Origin of the sequence: Pajaroellobacter abortibovis, assembly GCF_001931505.1 — a bacterium.
GTDB classification, from domain to species: domain Bacteria; phylum Myxococcota_A; class Polyangia; order Polyangiales; family Polyangiaceae; genus Pajaroellobacter; species Pajaroellobacter abortibovis.
The window spans coordinates 1394472-1413109 of record NZ_CP016908.1 but is presented as its reverse complement, the minus strand read 5'-3'; the positions used below and the strand labels follow the sequence as shown (position 1 = coordinate 1413109).

Here is an 18638-nt window from a genome sequence, read left to right as displayed (position 1 = left end):
CCTACAAATTTTTACTTTTTTACTATAATATAGCAGGAGAGCTTATCCAATGTCTAAAGAGCGATATGTGAGGAAGAAGCCACATGTGAATGTGGGGACGATAGGACATATAGACCATGGGAAGACGACGTTGACGGCGGCGTTGGTGAAGCGGCAGTCGAAGGTGGGGATGGCGAAGGCGATGAGCTATCAGGATATAGCGAAGGGGGGTACAGTAAGGGATGAGACGAAGACGGTGACGATAGCGGTATCGCACGTGGAGTATGAGACGGAGAGGCGGCATTATGCGCATGTGGACTGTCCTGGACACGCGGATTATATAAAGAATATGATTACGGGAGCAGCGCAGATGGACGGTGCGATATTAGTGGTGAGCGCGTTGGATTCAGTGATGCCGCAGACGCGGGAGCACGTGTTGTTGGCGCGGCAGGTGGGATTGAAGCATTTGGTGGTATTTTTGAACAAGTGCGATGCGATTGAAGATGAGGACATGTTGGATTTGGTGGAGGTAGAGGTAAGGGAGTTACTGAGCAAGTACCAGTTTGATGGGGAGGGGGCGACGGTGATACGAGGGGCGGCGTTGCCGTCGTTGCAAGGGGAAGCGAAGTGGGAAGGGAAGATAGATGAGTTATTAGGAGCATTGGATGAGAAGATACCTGAGCCAGTGAGGGAGCGAGAGAAGGCGTTTTTGATGGCAGTGGAGGATGTATTTTCGATTAAGGGGCGAGGTACGGTGGTGACTGGACGAGTGGAGCGAGGGGTTGTGAAGGTAGGGGATACGGTACAGATAATTGGGTATCGAGAGACGCGGGAGACAGTGGTAACGGGAGTGGAGATGTTCCGGAAGCTGTTGGATCAGGGGGAGGCTGGGGACAACATAGGGTTATTGTTGAGGGGAGTGGAGAAGGATGATGTGGAGCGAGGGCAGATACTGTGTAAGCCTGGGAGTGTGACGCCGCATACGAAGGTAGAAGCAGAGGTGTATGTATTGAAGAAGGAGGAAGGAGGAAGGCACACGCCATTTTTCACGAATTATCGGCCACAGTTTTACATGCGGACGACAGATGTAACTGGGACGGTGCTGTTACCTGAGGGGACGAAGATGGTGATGCCTGGGGACAATGTGACGATGACGATCGAGTTGATAACGCCTGTAGGATTGGAAGAGAAAATGCGGTTTGCGGTACGGGAAGGTGGACGGACAGTTGGAGCGGGGATCATCACCAAAATCTTGCAATAATCACCCAAAGGGTTCCAGCAAAAATCGAGTCGGGGTAGCCTTTGCCTGCACTCTGTGCAGCCAAAGGAATTATAAAAGTACAAGAAAAATAGCCGAAAGGATCATTTTACAATTCAAGAAATTTTGTCCTCATTGTAGAAGTCACACTGTTCACCGTGAAACAAAATAGTGGAAATCAGAAGTAAAATGGTTGTAATGGTTGATGGGGGTGCAGGTGGATTGATTTTTAATCTCTTCCTTGTTGTGTTGAAAATTAAAGGGGTTTAGCTCAGCTGGTAGAGCAGCGGACTCCAAATCCGCCGGTCGGGGGTTCGAGTCCCTCAGCCCCTGCTATTGTCCATCTGGATTAAATCAGTTACAAGCTTGGCCAAGAGAAAAATGTCTTTCATTAAAGAGCAAGAAGAAGGCGTTGCGGATCCTACTTGCAGTGAGGATAGAGAAAGGTTACGTTCAGAGGACCTGGTGTGTCTGACAGCAGTAAGCCCTGTTCCGTTGCCTGAACGTGAAGAGGAGGAGCGGGAATATCCGTTCACGCAGAGATGTTTTCGATACAGGAAATTTGTTTACAGCGTCTATTTTGCAGGGGGTATGGGTGTCGCTTTCCTAATTGCCAAGATAGGAAAACTTCTTTCTGTCGACTTGTCGCGTCGGGGTTTAATCGTACGAGAAATTACTGATGAATGGATTGTTGCGTTTGCTATAAGCGTGGGTATCCTCACCATGTGGCAATGCTGTAAGCGTGCAACAATCTGTGATTTTGTGAACAGTGTTGCAAATGAACTATCTCAGGTGACTTGGCCTCCTCAAGAAGAGGTTGCTAAGAATACGATCGTTGTTGTTGCAGCTGCCGCTCTAGCAACGTTCTTTTTTGCTGTGATGGATCATTTTTGGGGTCTTGCAACGAATCTGGTGTATAGTGGTTAGAGTGGAGATCTGCTTAAATGGCTAAGAAATGGTACGTTATTCAGACCTACTCAGGATTTGAAAGCAAAGTGAGAGAATCGCTTCAACAGCGTATTAAAGAAAAGAAGATGGAGCAAGAATTTGGGGAAATCTTGATCCCCAGTGAAACTACCACTGAGACCCGGGCAGGCGGTAAATCTCGTATTTTGCAAAAGGCAAGTTTCCCAAGCTATGTCTTTGTCGAGATGGAGATGAATGAAGGAGTGTGGCACCTGATTAAAAATATTCCCAAGGTAACGGGATTTATCGGTAATCAAAAGCCGAGAGAAGTAAAGTTGTCTCAGATTGACGAGTTACGCAAAAATATTGTGGAGGGCTCTGTTAAGCCCAAATTGAAAGTCTTCTTTGAGGCGGGGGATGAAGTCCGTGTAATTGAAGGAGCATTTGCAAACTTTTCTGGAACTGTGGAAGAGGTGAAACCGGATAAGCAAAAACTCAAGGTGAAAGTGTCGATTTTTGGTCGACCTACCCCTGTTGAACTCGATTTTCGACAGGTTGAGAAACGCGGATAATCAGTTGTTTGTATGACAAAATCAAATTAGCAAATTGGATGTAAGATTCCTTTTCTGTTGTTGAAGGATTATAGGAGCAGGAGAAAAAAATGAAAAAAATTGCAGGAGAAGTGAAGCTCCAGTTGCCTGCTGGAAAAGCAAGTCCAGCCCCCCCTGTTGGCCCTGCCCTCGGTCCTTATGGCATCAACATTATGTCTTTTTGTAAGGAATTTAATGCTAAGACACAGGGAAGCGATATGATTTTTCCTGTCGTATTAACAATTTATTCCGATCGATCGTTTGCATTTGCGATAAAGACTCCACCTGCCAGCGTTCTTCTTAAGAAGGCTGCTGGGTTGCCTACTACTAAAAAGCCGGGCTCTGGGTCGAAAGAGCCCAACAAACACAAGGTAGGTCGTGTTACAGAAGCGCAGGTCAGAGAGTTGGCGCAGCAAAAAATGGTTGATATGAATTGTACCGACATAGAAATTGCTATACGTACAATTAAGGGGACTGCACGCTCAATGGGTATCGATGTGATTGAAGGGTAGAATAGGAAAGCTAATAGAGTTTTTGGTAAGTATTAAAAATTTGTCCCAAGCCGTTTCTTAGGAGAAAAATGCGGAAGATTCCGAAAAAAAGAGCTGCGTTATACGAGTGGTTTGATAAAAGTAGGACTTATCCTCTCGCCGAGGCATTTGGCCTCGTCAAAAAATCCAAATATGCTGACTTTAATGAGACTGTAGACATTGCAGTTCGGCTTGGGGTGAATCCGAAGCATGCCGATCAGATGGTCAGGGGTGCGATTGTTCTTCCTCATGGTACAGGGCAACAGAGCGTTCGCGTGCTTGTGTTTGCAAAAGGGGAAAAGGAAAAGGAAGCGCGCGATGCAGGTGCTGACTTTTTGGGTGATGATGAAATGGTGGCCAAAATATCAGGCGGATTTTTGGATTTCGAGCGCGTCATTGCGACCCCAGATATGATGGGGGTTGTAGGAAAGTTGGGTCGTGTTCTTGGACCTCGTGGGCTGATGCCGAACCCAAAGGTCGGTACAGTTACTATGGACTTGGCTACGGCGGTCCGAGAAGCCAAGAGCGGCAAGATCGAGTACCGTGTTGAAAAAGCTGGTATTGTTCATGTGCGCATAGGCAAAGTTTCTTTTTCTGAAGAAGCTTTGCAAGACAATGCGATGGCTCTCGTACAGGCTCTTATCCGTCAGAAACCCTCAACAGCAAAAGGGGTATATCTGCGGAGCATTACAGTTTCATCGACCATGGGTCCTGGCGTTCGCATTGATACGCAACAGTTCGCCAGCAGAAGCGAGGAGAATTGAAGAAATGAAGCGTACGCAGAAGGATGAAGAAATCAAAGTATTAAAATCTTGCTTTGATAAAATGGTGGCTGCTGTATTTGTTGACTATAAAGGGTTAACAGTTGCTCATGCTACAAAACTCAGGCAAGAGTTTCGTAAAGCGGGTGTAGAATATAAAGTTGTAAAGAATACGCTGATCAAAAAGGCTTTACAGGATGAGCCTTATGGTCAAGAGCTCAATGATACGTTGATGGGGATGACAGGTGTAGCCTGGACTTACCAAGATCCGAGTGCTTCTGCGAAAGTGATTAAAGCTTTTAAAAAAGAATTCGGAGTTGAGCAGCTTCGCATTAAAGCGGGAGTTGTTGAAAAGGCGACTCTTGACGCTAAAGCTGTGGAAGAGCAGCTCGCGACAATGCCTGGTAAGGATGAGTTGCGAGCTTTGCTTCTGGCTACGCTTCAAGCTTCTCTTCGGCAATTTGTCGTTTTGCTGCAAGCGCCTTCACAGAATTTTGTTTACCTTCTCTCTGCCAAAGAGAAAGAGGGGCAAAACTAGTTTGTTTGATGGAACAGCTTTCCTCTAGCGATAACCATTTGTGTTGAATGGATTAATGCGGAGCAAGCTGTGCAGCTTTGTTGTGTAGATAAGATTTATAGTTGCAATTGGTTTTTAAAAGATCCTCTTATTCATTATTAAAAGGGAGTAATCGAAATGGCTGATATTACGAAGGAGCAAATAGTCGAATTTTTGTCAAATATGCCTGTTCTGCAGCTTGCTGAACTGACAAAAACATTGGAAGAGAAATGGGGTGTTAAGGCGGCTCCTCCTATTGCTGTTGCAGCGGCAGGGATAGCTGGTGTAGGTGGTGCACAGGTGGCTTCTGCAGAAGAAGAGAAAACAGAATTTAATGTTGAGCTCAAAGCTATTGGACCCAATAAAATTAACGTGATCAAAGTGGTTCGGGAATTGACGAACCTTGGCCTTAAGGAAGCAAAAGAATTGGTGGAGAGTGCTCCTAAGGTAATTAAAGAAGGAGTTTCTAAGGCAGAAGCTGAGGAGATCAAGAAAAAGGTTGAGGAAGCAGGTGCCAATGTTGCCCTTCTCTAGAGGGTGTACGCTCTTTCTGTGAGAGAGATGATTCACTTAAAAAATGAGTTTCTATGTGGCTGTTTTTATGGAGTTATCTCTGGCTTCCTCGTCCAGTACATTACTATAATCCATGTGGTGAGGATTTTTGAGGAATCCTTATAAAAATTTAACCGCTTTTTTATTTTTCAATGAAAATGGTAAGTAGTTGTCTTCTCTCTGTATTTTTCTTTGTGGAGAGTATAGGCGTCCATTTGTGTAAGCTTTAGGAGTGGCGATGGCAGATGTCATCCAGTCAAATTTTCGAATTCGAAAAAATTTGGGACGCGTTGCTCAAGTTATTGAGGTTCCAAATCTTATTGATATTCAGAAATCTTCTTATAAAAAATTTCTTCAGGCAGATGTGCCATCTCACCAACGCGCTGAAGTCGGACTGCAGGCTGTATTCCGCAGCGTGTTTCCTATCAAAGACTTTAACGGAACGAGTGAGCTTGTGTTTGTAGGTTATAGCCTCGAGAAACCAAAGTATGATGTAGACGAATGTCGACAGCGAGGGATGACATATGCTGCTCCTGTTAAAGTTACGACTCAACTGATGATCTATGACATTCAGGAGAGCGGGGAGCGGGTCGTACAAGATATTAAAGAACAAGAGGTTTATTTTGGTGAACTTCCTCTTATGACTGAGACAGGCACATTTGTTATCAATGGAACAGAACGGGTTGTTGTCAGCCAGCTTCACAGAAGTCCTGGAGTGTTTTTTGACCACGATCGAGGTAAAACGCATTCCAGTGGCAAAGTGCTCTATAGCGCTCGCATCATTCCCTATCGTGGGTCTTGGCTCGATTTCGAGTTTGATCCGAAGGATATTATTTATGTCCGTATCGATCGACGGAGGAAGATTCATGCTACTGTGCTTCTCCGCGCTCTCGGATACTCGACACAGGATCTATTAAATTATTTTTACAATACCGAAACCATTTATCTAGAAAAAGGTGGGAAGGTTTCGAAAAGCTTGGAGTATGATCTTTTGTCAGGACAGCGCGCTACAAGAGATATCAAAATCGGTGAAGAAGTCGTTGTTAAGAAAAATGCGAAGTTCACTAAGCTCGCTATTAAAAAGATCAAAGAAGCGAAAGTAGAGCGCCTCTCTATCGATCCTGGGGAGTTATATGGCAAAGTTGCTGCTCATGACGTAATCGATCAGAAAACGGGTGAAGTACTTCTTGAAGTTAATAGTGAAGTGACAGACTCGAAATTAGGGGAGTTGCGCAAGGCCGGAATAGAATCATTTAAGGTTCTGTTTATCGACGGTCTCAATGTGGGAAGTTATTTACGTGATACCCTCCTTGCGGAAAAAGTGAAAACCAGTGAGGATGCGATTATGGAAATCTATCGCCGTCTTCGACCTGGGGATCCGCCTACACTCGAAACAGCAAAAACACTTTTCCACAATTTGTTTTTCAATCCCGAGCGGTATGATCTTTCAAAGGTTGGTCGGCTTAAATTAAATTATAAGTTTTATCGGGATCTTGAGGAAGAGCAGCGTCCTTCGCTCGATGTCCAGGTGTTAACTCCACAGGATATTCTCGAAACGGTTCGTCATCTGATTGAGCTCAAGAATGGTCGTGGTTCGGTGGATGATATCGATCACTTAGGCAATCGCCGTGTGCGTGCGGTTGGCGAGTTGATGGAGAATCAATACCGCATCGGTCTTGTTCGTATGGAGCGGGCTATCAAAGAGCGGATGAGCATATCTCAAGAGATTGATACTCTGATGCCTCATGATCTGATTAATGCCAAGCCTGTGTCGGCAGTTGTGAAAGAATATTTCGGCTCTTCACAGCTTTCTCAGTTTATGGATCAAACGAATCCTCTTTCCGAAGTAACGCACAAGCGGAGGTTGTCTGCGTTGGGACCAGGAGGATTGACACGCGAACGAGCTGGGTTCGAAGTCCGCGACGTTCACCCGACCCATTATGGTCGCATCTGTCCTATTGAAACGCCTGAAGGCCCAAATATTGGATTGATTGCATCCCTTTCTACGTATGCTCGGGTCAATGAATATGGCTTCGTGGAGACCCCTTATCGTCGGGTTATCAATGGACGTGTGACGCAAGAGGTTAGTTGGTATTCTGCCTTAGAAGAAGAGGGAAAATACATCGCTCAGGCTTCTGCTCCTCTGGATGAAACCGGAAGGTTTAAAGAGAATCTCGTATCTGCCCGTTTAAATGGAGAATTCCATTTAGTGACTGCAGATATGGTGCAGTTGATCGACGTCTCGCCTAATCAGATGGTGAGCGTAGCGGCTGCTCTTGTCCCCTTCCTCGAGCACGATGACGCGAACAGGGCTCTTATGGGTGCGAACATGCAGCGCCAGGCTGTGCCTCTCGTTAAGGCGGAAGCCCCTTATGTGGGTACTGGAATGGAAGCGAGGCTTGCTCGTGATTCGGGGGTATGCGTTACTGCAAATCGGGATGGATTGGTTGAGAGAGTAGACGCGACTCGTATTGTTGTCAGGAGTGCGGGAGATAAGCTGGAGTTGCCTGATATTTATCCGCTAACAAAATTCCAGCGTTCTAACTTGTCTACCTGCTTCAATCAAAAACCGATTGTTCGAGCTGGGGAAGTTGTTCGTAAAGGGGATGTTTTGGCGGATGGCCCTTCCTGCGATACAGGCGAACTTGCTTTGGGACAAAACGTGGTAGTTGCATTCATGCCTTGGCAAGGCTTTAATTTCGAAGATTCGATCCTTGTGTCAGAACGAGTCGCAAAAGATGATGTGTTTACTTCGATTCATATCGAAGAATTTGAATGTGTTGTCCGGGATACGAAGCTCGGCAAGGAGGAGGCGACTCGAGATATCCCTAATGTGGGGGAGGAGGCTCTCAAAGACTTGGACGAGAGCGGGGTTGTCCGGATCGGAGCGGAAGTCAAGCAAGGGGATATTCTTGTAGGAAAAATTACCCCCAAAGGGGAAACCCAACTTTCTCCCGAAGAGAAACTATTGCGCGCTATCTTTGGTGAGAAAGCAGGGGATGTTCGCGATAGCTCGCTTCGCGTTCCACCAGGAGTTGCGGGGATTGTGATCAATGCGAGAGTGTTCAGTCGCAGAGGGATTGAAAAAGACGAGCGAGCGCGGGAAATCGAAGATCAGGAACGCTTCCGTCTCGAGAAGATGAGAGACGAGGAAATCAAGATCCTTCGAGATTCTTTTTTCAGACAAATCAAGCGTATCCTCGTTGGAAGTCACACAACCGGGAAACTGGTGGATGACAGAGGGAAAGTCTTGCTCCAGAAAAAACAGATTCTTGATGAAGACACTTTGGAAAACATCCCCAGAAAGTATTGGAGTGAGTTGCCTATCGAGGGTGTCGAAGAGATCGCTCAAAAGACCAAAGAGCTTGAAGAGGTCATCGCTGCCCGCGAAGAATATTTCCGAGAGAAGATCCAGCGCCTTACCAAGGGTGATGAACTTCCTCCTGGCGTTATCAAAATGGTAAAGGTGGATGTCGCCATTAAGCGCAAGCTCCAAGTTGGAGATAAAATGGCCGGTCGACACGGAAATAAAGGTGTCATCAGCCGTATTCTCCCCGAAGAGGATATGCCTTATCTAGCGGATGGGCGGCCCGTCGATGTCGTGTTGAATCCGTTGGGTGTTCCTTCTCGTATGAACGTCGGACAGATTCTCGAGACCCATCTCGGATGGGGAGGATGCATTGTGGGGTGGAAGCTCCAGCAGCTGCTAGAGTCAAAGGCTCCTGTTGAACAGATTCGTTCTCATTTGCTTGCAATTTATGAAGGAGATCAGAAGCTGTTCTCATTTCTGAGCCAGCTAGATGATGAAGGGATTTTGCAAGTCGCTCGCCGATTGCAAAAGGGTATTTATCTAGCGAGCCCTGTGTTTGATGGTGCTTCTGAATTATCTATCAAGAAGCTGTTCGATCTTGCTGGTCTCTCTGAGACAGGACAAACGATTCTGTTTGATGGGCGAACGGGAGAAGCGTTTGTTCAGGAAGTCACTGTCGGCGTGATGTATATGCTTAAACTGCATCACCTGGCGGATGATAAAATTCACGCACGATCGATCGGCCCCTATTCGTTGGTCACTCAGCAGCCGCTAGGAGGCAAGGCTCAGTTCGGAGGTCAGCGCCTTGGAGAAATGGAAGTGTGGGCTCTCGAAGCGTATGGAGCTGCTTATGCTCTTCAGGAATTCCTTACGGTCAAGAGTGATGATACAGTAGGGCGAACGCGCATGTATGAGGCGATTGTGAAGGGGGAATACAATCTTGAGCCTGGTCTTCCTGAAAGCTTTAATGTGCTTATCAAGGAGCTACAGGCTCTTTGTCTCAATGTTGAACTGATTGAACCAGCTGCACTTCGCGGAGTCGCGCGGTCTGCTGAGGAATAAGGCCTGTCCACTTTTTTCTCTAGTATCTGTTGTATTTTTAATTGGGTATTCGTTTTTTAGTTAAACACAAGATAGATAAGTGGAGGTTTAAGCATCCTCCACTGCTCACAGAATGAGGTAATATTACGATGCGTGACATCTTTAGCTTCTATGAGAAGCCCAAGGATCCGCTTTCTTTCAGTGCAATTCGTATTTCCCTCGCGTCCTCTGAAAAGATGCGGGAGTGGTCCCACGGGGAGGTCAAAAAACCCGAGACCATTAATTATCGTACGTTGAAGCCTGAACCGACTGGCCTCTTCTGCCCTAAAATTTTCGGCCCTGTTAAAGACTACGAGTGTAATTGCGGCAAGTACAAGCGCATGAAGCACAGAGGGATTGTGTGTGAAAAGTGTGGCGTTGAAGTGATCCAGAGCAAAGTGCGGCGTGAGCGGTTAGGTCACATTAATTTGGCGACTCCAGTGGCTCATATATGGTTTCTCAAAAGTTTGCCCAGTCGCATCGGGTGTATTTTGGATATCACACTCAAGGATCTCGAGAAGGTTCTTTACTGTGAATCCTATATTGTGATTGATCCTAAGGATACGAAATTAGAAAAGGGGGAACTCCTTTCTGCCGATCGCTATGCCCAGCTGATTGATGAAGAAGGAGATGATAGTTTTGTCGCTGGGGTTGGTGGGGAAGCGATTCTCGAGATGCTCAAGAGGGTTGATATCCACGCGTTGAGCGAGCAGTTGCGTCAAGAAATGCGGACAGCTACCAGTGAAGCGAAACGTAAGAAGACCGTCAAACGGCTGAAAGTGGTCGAAGCGTTCCGAGAGAGTGGCAATCGCCCTGAGTGGATGATGCTTACGGTGTTGCCTGTGCTCCCTCCAGATCTCCGTCCTTTGGTCCCCTTGGATGGAGGTCGTTTTGCAACTAGTGATCTCAACGATCTTTATCGGAGGGTCATTAATCGCAACAATCGATTAAAGCGTCTGCTGGAGTTGAACGCTCCTGAAATTATCGTGTTGAATGAGCGGCATATGGTGCAGCAAGCTGTCGATGCGCTCTTCGATAATGGGCGGCGCGGTAAGGCGATTACGGGTCCCAATAAGCGACCGCTAAAATCATTGTCGGATATGCTCAAAGGGAAGCAAGGGCGCTTTCGCCAGAATCTGCTCGGTAAACGTGTGGATTATTCGGGTCGTTCCGTCATTGTGGTTGGGCCTACGCTCAAGCTGCATCAGTGCGGGTTGCCCAAGCAGATGGCACTCGAGCTCTTTAAACCATTTATTTACAATAAATTAGAAGAGCGTGGCTATGTGAATACGCTCAAATCCGCTAAAAAGATGGTTGAGAAGGAACGGCCGGAGGTGTGGGATATTCTCGAAGAAGTGATCAGTGAGCATCCTGTGCTCTTGAATCGAGCCCCAACGCTCCACCGCTTGGGAATTCAGGCTTTTGAACCTGTTCTCATTGAAGGAAAAGCCATCCAACTCCATCCTTTGGTGTGTGCTGCCTTCAACGCGGACTTCGACGGAGACCAGATGGCTGTACACGTGCCTCTTTCTGTTGAAGCGCAGGTGGAAGCGCGCGTCTTGATGATGAGCACCAACAATATCCTCTCCCCTGCGAATGGGAAACCTATCATCAATCCGACGCAAGATATCGTCTTGGGCCTTTACTATGCAACGAGAGAGAGAAAATTTGAAAAGGGTTGTTACCGGAAGGATAGCCTGAAGCTCGATGGAGAAGGGAATCCGGAAGGTTTTTTGCGCGGAGTTTACGCGTCTCCGGAAGAAGTGCATATGGCTTATGATAATGGAGAGGTAGCTCTGCACGCTGGGATTCGGGTTCGAGTCACCGATTCAGATACCGGAAAGAAGACGATTGTGGCCACTACCGTGGGGCGCTGTCTCGTTTCAGAAGTGCTCCCTCCAGGTCTCCCATTCAGTCTCATTAATAAAACTCTTGATAAAAAGGCTCTTTCTGCGCTCATCGATGCCTGTTACCGCAAGCACCGCAATAAAGAGACAGTGCTTCTCGCAGATCGACTACGCTCTCTTGGATTCGGATATGCTACTAAGGCGGGTGTTTCCATCTGCATGGATCATATGGTTATCCCATCGACCAAGCCTATCCTCCTCAAGAATGCGCAGCAAGAGGTGGAGCGCGTGATTGAGCAGTATCAGGAAGGTCTGATTACAGATGGAGAGCGATACAATAAGATCGTTGATATCTGGGCAGAAGTGGCGGATGAAGTGACCCAGGAGATGATGCAGGTTATCGGTAAAGAAAAGATGATCGATACCGAGACAGGAGAGACTGCCATTGAACCGAGTTTTAATCCGATTTATATCATGGCGGATTCAGGAGCGCGTGGTTCTGTGCCCCAGATCCGTCAGTTGGCTGCTATGCGCGGTTTGATGGCGAAGCCCTCGGGAGAGATCATCGAAACTCCGATCACGGCGAATTTTAGAGAGGGACTTACCGTGCTTGAATACTTTATTTCAACGCACGGAGCGCGTAAGGGGCTTGCAGATACAGCGCTTAAGACAGCCAACTCAGGATATCTCACACGACGTCTTGTCGACGTCGCACAAGATGCGATTATTGCTGAATTTGATTGTGGAACGCTGGATGGAATTTCCGTCTCTAAATTGGAGGATGCAGGAGAAGTTATCCAACCGTTGGGAGAACGCATTCTCGGTCGCGTGGTGCTAGAGGATATCATCGATCCGCTGACTGAAGAGGTTCTCGTCCCGCGGAATACAGAACTCGATGAGAAGTTGATTCATGTCATTGAGGAAGCTGGTATTGAGGAAGTGGTGATCCGTTCTCCGCTTACCTGTCAGACTAAGCGTGGCATTTGCGCTGAATGCTATGGTCGCGATTTAGCACGCGGGCATAAAGTCAATATCGGTGAAGCGGTTGGTATCATCGCGGCTCAATCGATAGGTGAGCCTGGAACCCAGTTGACCATGCGTACATTCCACATCGGAGGAGCGGCTGCGCGTGGGAAGATCCAACAGAGTTCTCTCGAAGCCCGAAGTGAAGGGCTTATCAACATTCGGAATGCCAACCTGGCAAAGAAGCGAGATGGTTCTGTCAGTGTGATGAATCGTCACGGAGAAATTGTTGTGGTCGACGAAACAGGGCGCGAGCGTGAGCATCATCGCCTTGTGTACGGAGCTATCCTTAAGGTGAACGAAGGGGATAAGGTGAAAGCCGGTGATCTCCTCGCAGAGTGGGACGCATTCGCTGTTCCCATTCTCACGGAGACTTCCGGAGTAGTTGAGTTTGGAGATATCGTGGAAGGGGTCACGATGATTGAAAAGCTTGATGAAGTCACCGGGCTTTCTCGTAAAGTTGTGATCGAGTCTCGTGCGGCTGATCTACGCCCTCGCATTTCCATTAAGGATCCGAATACAGGTGAAGTCCTGAAGCTTCCTCACTCAACGCTTGAAGCTCGCTATCTATTACCGGTGGGAGCGAATATCGTCGTGCAGGATGGGGATCTTGTGGATGCAGGCGAGGTTTTGGCCAAGATCCCAAGAGAGACTACCAAAACCCAGGATATCACAGGAGGGTTGCCGAGAGTTGCAGAGCTCTTCGAAGCTCGAAAGCCGAAGGACTATGCAATTATTGCTGAAATCGATGGTGAGGTCTCGTTTGGCAAAGATACCAAAGGAAAGCGTAAGGTTGTCATTACCCCGGTCGGTCCAGATGGAGAGTTGCTAACGGGTTATGCGCGGGAGTACTTGATTGCCAAAGGAAAGCATATTCAGGTCCAACCGGGCGATCGCGTTCGGGCAGGAGAGCGTCTCATGGATGGTCCTGTCAATCCTCATGATATCTTGAGAATTAAAGATGAGAAGGCGCTGGCGGCGTATTTGGTTAACGAGATCCAGCAAGTGTATCGTTTGCAAGGGGCTCCCAATAACGATAAGCACATCGAAGTAATTGTCCGTCAGATGCTTCGACGCGTCCGCATTAAAGATGTGGGTGACACAAGCTTCTTAGTGGATGAGCAAGTTGAAAAGTATGTTTTTGCGGAGGAAAACCAGCGTGTCCTTAAGAAGGGAATGCAGCCCGCGACGGCGGAATCTCTTCTCTTAGGGATCACGAAGGCTTCTCTCTCCACAGAGTCGTTTATCTCCGCCTCTTCGTTCCAGGAAACGACCAAAGTCCTGACTGAGGCGGCGGTTGGAGGGAAGATCGACTTTTTGCGAGGCCTAAAGGAAAATGTGATTATGGGTAAGCTCATTCCTGGTGGAACAGGTATCCCCGCTTACAAGAGCCTCAAGGTGGTTTCTCATCTCGAAGGGGAGGAGGAGAGAAAAGCTGTATCCGCTCTCACTTCTGGGGTAGCCTCTCCTGCCTGATGATAGGGGGCTCCTCTCAGCCATATAGAGCGGTATCAGAATAGCCTGATGGCTTTCATCATGGCGGCGTGCCCAATCATAAAGAATGATTCCTACTGTTGCGGTTACAGGAAACGAGTGATTGACGCTGTATATTGGGATTCCAATCGTGTGGTCAGCCTTCTTGAGGCAGGAAGCGGGAAGTCTTGTTCGTTCATTCCCAAACAGAAAAACGACATTCTTTGGATACTGTTCGATCGTGGAGAGCGATTAGTTGGCAGCATCCTTTTCGACTACCCAAACGGGGTGCCCTTGGAAGTGTGTCTAGAAGTTATCTTCTTCACGTAGTAGGAGAATGATGGTTTCGTATTTTTGCATTCTTATGGAGGCCTTTGCGTAATAAGATTTATGACCAATCTAAGATGATCTCTCGTGCTAAAAAACTGTAAGCGACTCGAATGATGGCCGCCGCTCGGAAAGGATTCTAACAATTGAGTAGTGCGATCGATAGGTCGTTGCGCAATGAGGCAAGGAGATTGCGTACGGTTTCCGTTGATTCTCTCCAATGGGTGAATCAAAGTCATGAATGAATGAAGGTACTAACATAGAAGAAGAAAGGAGGTGGGTGGCGTAATTAAAATTAAATAAAAGAAAAAGATAAAATGCCTTGACAAGCTTGAGATCCTCTCTAAAGTGCGTTGCTTCTCCCTTTGATCATTCGCTGTGAGAGAAGTGAGGTTATCTATGAGGCTTCTGAATGAAATGCTTGGGAAAATAGCTGAATGCCAACAATTAATCAATTAATCCTCCATGGAAGATCCATTGTACGAACAAAGACATCCTCTCCTGCTTTGAAGCTATGTCCTCAGAAGCGAGGAGTATGCGTTCGTGTTTATACAACAACTCCAAAAAAACCGAATTCAGCTTTGCGCAAGGTATGCCGCGTTAGGCTTACCAATGGTATGGAAGTGACCTCCTATATTCCTGGGGAAGGGCATAACCTACAGGAACACTCCGTAGTCCTCATCCGCGGTGGTCGTGTGAAAGACTTGCCTGGAGTTCGTTATCACGTGGTTCGCGGCGCGCTCGATGCTTCAGGAGCGATCGGTCCCTCCTCTACTAATAAGTCGAATCGCGCACACAAACGATCAAAATATGGCGTCAAGAAGCCAAAGGGATAACCCTTGTTGATTTGGGAGTTGATTTAAATGTCGCGTCGTCGTGAAGTTTCAAAGCGTCTTATTGTCTCGGATCCAAAATACAACGATAAGCTTGTATCTAAGCTTATCAATATATTGATGAAAAGCGGTAAAAAGTCAACCGCTGAATGTATTTTGTACAAGGCCTTCACTTATATCAAGGAGCGATTTGAGGAAGATCCCATGGAGACTTTTCGTAAAGCTCTTGATAACACCAAGCCTAAATTGGAAGTGAAGGGTAAACGGGTTGGTGGAGCAACCTATCAAGTTCCAGTTGAGGTGCGTCCTGAGAGGCGCGTGGCTCTTGCTATGCGTTGGATTGTACAGTATTCGCGTGAGCGAGGAGAGAAGACGATGTATGAGCGACTGGCTGGTGAGTTAAGGGATGCCGTGAACGGTCGCGGGAATGCAGTGAAGAAGAAAGAAGATACCCATAAGATGGCAGAAGCTAATAAGCCGTATGCTCACTATCGCTGCTGATGGTTATTCTTTTTGTGCAGTGATTGCGTCGTTTTGAAGAAGTCAAAAGTGAAATCCTAAGGTTTGGTGATGGAAAAACGACGGTTTTTTGTAAAGTGCAGTAATAGGGTGGTTTGGCTAGTGTGGAATAGGTCTTGCTTTTTTATTGTGAGTAGGTCAGTTGGATTGGCTTTTGTATGGTTCTTAGGGGATTCCCTGCTTTATCAATAAGTTGATGAAGTGAAGTAATAAGTGGGTTCAAGGAGAGTAAGTAGTGGCTCGTGAATATTCGCTCGATAGAACGCGCAATATCGGCATCATGGCTCATATTGATGCAGGAAAGACTACAGCTACTGAGCGTATTTTGTACTACGCGGGTGTTAACTATAAGATAGGCGAAGTGCACGAGGGCGCTGCTACCATGGACTACATGGTCCAAGAGCAGGAGCGCGGTATCACTATCCAATCGGCTGCGACCAACCTTTTCTGGCAACCTGCTCAAGGTCCCCATGCGGGAGTCCGTCATCGCGTTAATGTGATCGACACGCCTGGCCACGTCGATTTTACGATCGAAGTGGAGCGTTCCTTGCGTGTTTTGGACGGTGCTGTTGCTGTGTTTGATGGGGGGAACGGAGTTGAGCCTCAATCAGAGACAGTGTGGCGTCAAGCGGATAAATATAAGGTTCCCCGTATTGCCTTCGTCAATAAGATGGATAAGGTGGGGGCTGATTTTCAGATGTGCGTTGATTCGATTAAGCAGAGGCTTGGAGCTAATCCGGTTCCTATTCAATGGCCTTTGGGTGAAGAAGACCAACATAAAGGTATTATCGACCTGGTACAGATGAAGGCTGCAGTCTTTGATGGGGAGTCTCGCGGTCAGAAGTACGAGTGGATCGCAATTCCAGAGGATCTTCGGGCAACCTGTCAGCACTGGAGAGATAGGCTGATCGAATCGTGTGCGGATGTCGATGAGCAGATCATGCAGGAATATCTTGATGGCAATCTGGAGGTTATCACGCCAGCAGATCTGTATCGCGCTCTGAGAGCAGGGACTTTGTCTTTCAAGATGGTTCCTGTTTTGTGTGGTTCTGCGTTTAAAAACAAAGGCATCCAAATGCTTTTGGATGCAGTTGTGAATTTTCTCCCTTCTCCTCTTGATATCCCTCCTGTGCAAGGGGAGCATCCAGATCGGCCCAACGATCCTCCCATTTTCAGAAAAGCGGATGATCAGGAACCGTTTTCTGCACTCGCTTTCAAAATTGTCAATGATCCTCATGGTAACTTAACTTTTTTCCGTGTCTATTCCGGCAAGATCGCAAGCGGGACGATGGTGCTCAACTCAACCCGCGGTAAGCGGGAGCGAATCGGTCGTATCCTTCGCATTCATGCAAATAAGCGAGAGGATATCGTAGAGGCGGATGCAGGGAATATTTATGCGGTCGTTGGGCTGAAAGATGCTCGAACGGGTGATACCCTGTGCGATGAGAAGCATCCGATTATTCTTGAAAAAATAGTTTTCCCTGAGCCTGTTATTTCGATTGCTATTGAACCGAAAACCAAAGGTGATATTGAAAAGTTAGCGATTGCTTTGCAGAAGCTTGCACAAGAAGATCCTTCTTTTAGGACGCATACGGATGAAGAGAGCGGTCAGACTATTATTAGCGGAATGGGTGAACTCCATCTCGACATTATCGTCGACCGACTTAAGAGGGAATTTAAAGTCGAATCAAATGTGGGGAAGCCTGAAGTGGCCTACCGAGAGACGATCACCAAGAAGGTGGCTTGCGAATATAAGTATGCCAAACAATCGGGGGGACGTGGTCAGTATGGGCATGTACTGATGGAAATTGAGCCTGCTGAGCGTGGTGCTGGATTTCTGTTCGTTAATGATATTGTGGGGGGAGTAATCCCGAAGGAATATATTCCTTCTATTGAAAAAGGGGTTCGGGATGCGATGGCACGGGGGGTGCTGGTTGGTTTTCCTCTCGTGGACGTTCAGTGCCGCCTCTATGATGGGACCTACCATGAGGTCGATTCAAGTGCCCAGGCGTTTGAAATTGCTGCCTCTATTTGTTTTCAGGATGGAGCGAAACGAGCTGGTCTTACTCTGCTCGAGCCCATCATGAAGAATGAAGTGGTTGTCCCCGAACAGTACATGGGGGATGTGATCGGGGATCTGAGCTCAAGACGTGGTCGTATTCTTGGGATGACCCAGCGCGGAAATGCCCAAGTGATTAAAGCGGAAATTCCACTTGCGACGATGTTTGGATACGTTACTGACCTGCGATCGATGACTCAGGGAAGAGCAACCTCTTCCCTTCAATTTGCTCACTACCTTCCTGTTCCCTCTACAGTGCAAACAGAGATTGTTGCCCGTATCAAAGGGACCTAGAGGTAGTAAGCCTTATTGTCAAATAACCTAATTTGATTTATGAGTGATTAATCATTTCTAACCTGACTGCTGGAGATAAAAAGAATGTCTAAAGAGCGATATGTGAGGAAGAAGCCACATGTGAATGTGGGGACGATAGGACATATAGACCATGGGAAGACGACGTTGACGGCGGCGTTGGTGAAGCGGCAGTCGAAGGTGGGGATGGCGAAGGCGATGAGCTATCAGGATATAGCGAAGGGGGGTACAGTAAGGGATGAGACGAANGAAGATGGTGATGCCTGGGGACAATGTGACGATGACGATCGAGTTGATAACGCCTGTAGGATTGGAAGAGAAAATGCGGTTTGCGGTACGGGAAGGTGGACGGACAGTTGGAGCGGGGATCATCACCAAAATCTTGCAATAATCACCAAGGGGTTTTTTATGTCAACTACGACGAAAATAAGGATAGGTCTTCAAGCCTTCGAGCATCAGCTGCTCGATAAATCAGTGGCTGATATTGCTGAGACGGCAAAGCGGACAGGGGCTTCTGTGGCTGGTCCTATTCCCCTACCCACAAAAATTTGCCGCTATACCGTGCTTCGAGGACCTCATACTGATAAAAAAGCTCGTGAGCAATTTGAAAGCCGAGTACATAGAAGATTGCTTGATATTTTAGACCCAACTCAACAAACGCTCGATGCGCTTATGAAACTAGACTTAAGTCCTGGCATCGATGTTGAAATTAAGTCGTAGAGG

At 47.2% G+C, this 18638-nt stretch carries 15 protein-coding genes, 1 tRNA gene and 2 pseudogenes; 17 read left to right on the top strand and 1 reads right to left on the bottom strand.

Translation table 11 applies throughout. The features are described from left to right. The first annotated feature begins 49 nt into the window (after positions 1-49). From tuf to rpoC, 11 genes are all read left to right on the top strand, one after another. Positions 50-1240, top strand: a complete 1191-nt coding sequence (tuf, locus tag BCY86_RS07125) for an elongation factor Tu (RefSeq protein WP_075277110.1) — start codon at positions 50-52, stop codon at positions 1238-1240. Next, on the top strand, positions 1194-1409 hold the full coding sequence (gene rpmG, locus BCY86_RS10375) for a 50S ribosomal protein L33 (protein WP_420814522.1): 216 nt from the start codon (positions 1194-1196) through the stop codon (positions 1407-1409). Before tuf ends, rpmG begins: the two co-directional genes overlap by 47 nt. An 88-nt stretch (positions 1410-1497) precedes the next feature. Beyond that, a tRNA-Trp gene (locus BCY86_RS07115) sits at positions 1498-1570 on the top strand. A gap of 48 nt (positions 1571-1618) precedes the next feature. Next, a complete protein-coding gene (gene secE, locus BCY86_RS07110; protein WP_075277108.1) occupies positions 1619-2164 on the top strand; it encodes a preprotein translocase subunit SecE in 546 nt (181 codons plus the stop codon). Between the two features lie 17 nt (positions 2165-2181). Continuing rightward, positions 2182-2715 carry a transcription termination/antitermination protein NusG gene (gene nusG / locus BCY86_RS07105; RefSeq protein ID WP_075277107.1) on the top strand — a complete coding sequence of 178 codons (534 nt, stop codon included), beginning with the start codon at positions 2182-2184 and terminating at the stop codon, positions 2713-2715. A gap of 89 nt (positions 2716-2804) precedes the next feature. Further along, complete coding sequence (gene rplK, locus BCY86_RS07100) at positions 2805-3245, top strand: 50S ribosomal protein L11 (RefSeq protein ID WP_075277106.1); 441 nt, start codon at positions 2805-2807, stop codon at positions 3243-3245. A 68-nt stretch (positions 3246-3313) separates the two neighbouring features. Continuing rightward, a complete protein-coding gene (rplA, locus tag BCY86_RS07095; protein WP_075277105.1) occupies positions 3314-4027 on the top strand; it encodes a 50S ribosomal protein L1 in 714 nt (237 codons plus the stop codon). Between the two features lie 4 nt (positions 4028-4031). Beyond that, positions 4032-4562: a 50S ribosomal protein L10 gene (gene rplJ, locus BCY86_RS07090; protein ID WP_075277104.1), complete on the top strand. Its 531-nt coding sequence runs from the start codon at positions 4032-4034 to the stop codon at positions 4560-4562. Positions 4563-4718: 156 nt separating this feature from the next. Beyond that, positions 4719-5114, top strand: coding sequence for a 50S ribosomal protein L7/L12 (gene rplL / locus BCY86_RS07085; protein WP_075277103.1), 396 nt, complete (start codon positions 4719-4721; stop codon positions 5112-5114). A 256-nt stretch (positions 5115-5370) separates the two neighbouring features. Then, positions 5371-9504: a DNA-directed RNA polymerase subunit beta gene (gene rpoB / locus BCY86_RS07080; protein WP_075277102.1), complete on the top strand. Its 4134-nt coding sequence runs from the start codon at positions 5371-5373 to the stop codon at positions 9502-9504. A gap of 128 nt (positions 9505-9632) precedes the next feature. After that, on the top strand, positions 9633-13868 hold the full coding sequence (gene rpoC, locus BCY86_RS07075) for a DNA-directed RNA polymerase subunit beta' (protein WP_075277101.1): 4236 nt from the start codon (positions 9633-9635) through the stop codon (positions 13866-13868). Positions 13869-13958: 90 nt separating this feature from the next. Here rpoC and BCY86_RS10825 read toward each other — a convergent pair. Then, positions 13959-14105: pseudogene (locus BCY86_RS10825) on the bottom strand (TrmH family RNA methyltransferase); the annotation flags it as partial. A gap of 524 nt (positions 14106-14629) precedes the next feature. Between BCY86_RS10825 and rpsL the strand changes: the two are divergent. The 6 genes and pseudogenes from rpsL (at position 14630) to rpsJ (ending at position 18635) form a co-directional block, all read left to right on the top strand. Next, positions 14630-15028 carry a 30S ribosomal protein S12 gene (gene rpsL / locus BCY86_RS07065; protein ID WP_075277100.1) on the top strand — a complete coding sequence of 133 codons (399 nt, stop codon included), beginning with the start codon at positions 14630-14632 and terminating at the stop codon, positions 15026-15028. A gap of 27 nt (positions 15029-15055) precedes the next feature. Beyond that, the gene (gene rpsG, locus BCY86_RS07060) at positions 15056-15526 is read left to right on the top strand and encodes a 30S ribosomal protein S7 (protein WP_075277099.1); all 471 of its coding nucleotides are present in this window, start codon (positions 15056-15058) and stop codon (positions 15524-15526) included. 253 nt (positions 15527-15779) lie between these two features. Then, positions 15780-17897 carry an elongation factor G gene (fusA, locus tag BCY86_RS07055; protein ID WP_075277098.1) on the top strand — a complete coding sequence of 706 codons (2118 nt, stop codon included), beginning with the start codon at positions 15780-15782 and terminating at the stop codon, positions 17895-17897. 84 nt (positions 17898-17981) lie between these two features. Then, positions 17982-18163: pseudogene (locus BCY86_RS07050) on the top strand (GTP-binding protein); the annotation flags it as partial. Position 18164: 1 nt separating this feature from the next. Next, the coding region (locus BCY86_RS10820) for an EF-Tu C-terminal domain-related protein (RefSeq protein WP_476703813.1) at positions 18165-18306 on the top strand (142 nt) is incomplete at its 5' end. 17 nt (positions 18307-18323) lie between these two features. Then, positions 18324-18635 carry a 30S ribosomal protein S10 gene (gene rpsJ / locus BCY86_RS07040; protein WP_075277645.1) on the top strand — a complete coding sequence of 104 codons (312 nt, stop codon included), beginning with the start codon at positions 18324-18326 and terminating at the stop codon, positions 18633-18635. Positions 18636-18638 lie beyond the last annotated feature (3 nt).